Origin of the sequence: Aurantimonas marina (assembly GCF_017183135.1) — a bacterium.
In the GTDB taxonomy this organism is placed as follows: Bacteria; Pseudomonadota; Alphaproteobacteria; order Rhizobiales; family Rhizobiaceae; genus Aurantimonas; species Aurantimonas marina.
Window position 1 is genome coordinate 1 of sequence record NZ_JADDXW010000049.1, and the last position, 1,268, is coordinate 1,268.

Sequence of the window (1,268 nt, forward strand, 5' to 3'; positions counted from 1 at the left end):
ATGGCAAATCGTTGGGAGGAATCCTGTCGTGATCACCGAAGCCTCGCCAACCGGAAAAGCAAACCGAAGGAGAAGTCCATGAAAATCGTGACGATAACACTGTTGGCCGGTGCGCTCGCGCTCACTACGCCCATCGCTCGCCAGGCCTATGCCGCCAGTGACGGCCAGGAATCGGGAATGATGAACCAGAATATGATGAGCCCCGGCGTCGTGGTGCCGAAGATGGATGCTGCCCGCGGCAGGCAGCTGTTCGCGAGCAAGGGCTGCGTCGTCTGCCATTCGATCAACGGTGTGGGCGGGGAGGACGCGCCGCCGCTCGACGCCGCGACGATGCCGAGTCCGATGAATCCGTTCGACTTCGCCGCCAAGATGTGGCGGGGGGCGGAGGCGATGGTTGCTCTCCAGCGTGAGGAACTCGGCGATCCCATCGAACTCAAGGGGCAGGAGTTGGCCGATCTCATCGCCTTCGTCCATGACACGGACGAGCAAAAGATGTTCTCCGAGGCTGACGTTCCGTCCCGGATCAAGGAGTTGATGGAACACATGCCGGATGAAGATCCTCATGACGAGGACGGGGAAGACGGCGAGAGCGCGAAGGAATGAAGCGCCGGTGAAGGGCTATCGCCGTCGCCGGAACAAGCAAGGTCGCTTCTGTCAAAAGAGGAGGTATTGCCATGTCAGCGAATATGAGCGGCGCGAAACCTCCGGCCGAAGGGGCTGAAACGAACCGCCGCGATTTCCTTTATGTCGCGACCGGCGCGATGGCAGCGGTCGGTACGGCGGTGGCGTTATGGCCCTTCATCGACAGCATGAACCCGGCGGCGGACGTGCTGGCGCTGTCCTCGGTCGACATCGACCTCTCGTCCGTCGAAATCGGCCAGCGGATCACCGCGATGTGGCGGAGCAAGCCGGTCTTCATCGTCCGACGGACACCCGAAGAGATCGCGCGGGCCAGGGCCGACGATGGCGATCCAGGCCTGATCGACCCGGCCACCGACGCCTCCCGCGTCATCCGGGAGGAATGGCTGATCGTCGTCGGCGTCTGCACCCACCTGGGTTGCATCCCGCTCGGGCAGGACCCGGCCGCGCCGCGCGGCGACTGGGGCGGGTGGTTCTGCCCCTGCCACGGCTCCGTCTACGACACGGCGGGCCGGGTGCGGCGCAGCCCGGCGCCGCGCAACCTGGATCTGCCGCCCTACGAATTTCTCGACAACGGGGCGGTGCGCATCGGCTAGCTAGGATATCGCTGTCATTTCGTCCGATTTTAT

Annotated in this window: 2 protein-coding genes; both read left to right on the forward strand. The window is 63.9% G+C overall.

Annotated features, from left to right (window positions below; translation table 11 throughout):
- Window positions 1–78: 78 nt before the first annotated feature.
- Complete coding sequence (locus ING15_RS19220; RefSeq protein ID WP_206456453.1) at window positions 79–603, forward strand: c-type cytochrome; 525 nt, start codon at window positions 79–81, stop codon at window positions 601–603.
- A 71-nt stretch (window positions 604–674) separates the two neighbouring features.
- Complete coding sequence (gene petA / locus ING15_RS19225; RefSeq protein WP_232845895.1) at window positions 675–1,235, forward strand: ubiquinol-cytochrome c reductase iron-sulfur subunit; 561 nt, start codon at window positions 675–677, stop codon at window positions 1,233–1,235.
- Window positions 1,236–1,268: the final 33 nt, after the last annotated feature.

What these genes read in the sequence shown, in the direction of transcription:
- ING15_RS19220 (WP_206456453.1), top strand. Translation starts at nt 79, where the DNA reads ATGAAAATCGTGACGATAACACTGTTGGCCGGTGCGCTCGCGCTCACT.
- petA (WP_232845895.1), top strand. Translation starts at nt 675, where the DNA reads ATGTCAGCGAATATGAGCGGCGCGAAACCTCCGGCCGAAGGGGCTGAA.